Below are 442 nucleotides of genomic sequence, written 5' to 3' on the forward strand. Positions count from 1 at the left end.
GTTATCGACGTGGAGCATATGAAGATATGTCGAAAGGTATGAATGCAGAAGAAAAAAGTTCTACTGCAATGCAAGGTGTGAAAAGTTCAGATTGGTTATCTACAAACTTTGGCGTACGTTTTCGATATAATGCACTAGGTGATTTAAATACGAGCAATATTGTTTCTTCAAAAGAAAGTTTCGGTATTACTGAAGGTGTGAAATCTGTCTCTATGCATGCCGGATCGACATTAGCAATTACTAATCCAGAGAAAGCAAAAGGTATTGTGTATACACCAGAACAATTGCCAGCGAAAAGTAAATGGTCACATGCTGTAGATCAAGGTATTTATAATGGGGGCGGTAAAGCAGAAGGCCCCTATGTAGCAATTTCTAAAGTTGGAAAAGGTAAAGCAGCATTTATCGGTGATTCATCACTTGTGGAAGATAGTTCGCCCAAATA

At 38.2% G+C, this 442-nt stretch carries 1 protein-coding gene; it reads left to right on the forward strand.

Annotation, left to right across the window (positions count from 1 at the left end):
• Positions 1–38: 38 nt before the first annotated feature.
• On the forward strand, positions 39–442 hold a 404-nt coding region (locus JZ791_RS47440), incomplete at its 3' end, for a hypothetical protein (RefSeq protein WP_216903979.1).

It is taken from the genome of Nocardia alni (assembly GCF_019038435.1).
Lineage (GTDB): Bacteria > Actinomycetota > Actinomycetes > Mycobacteriales > Mycobacteriaceae > Nocardia > Nocardia alni.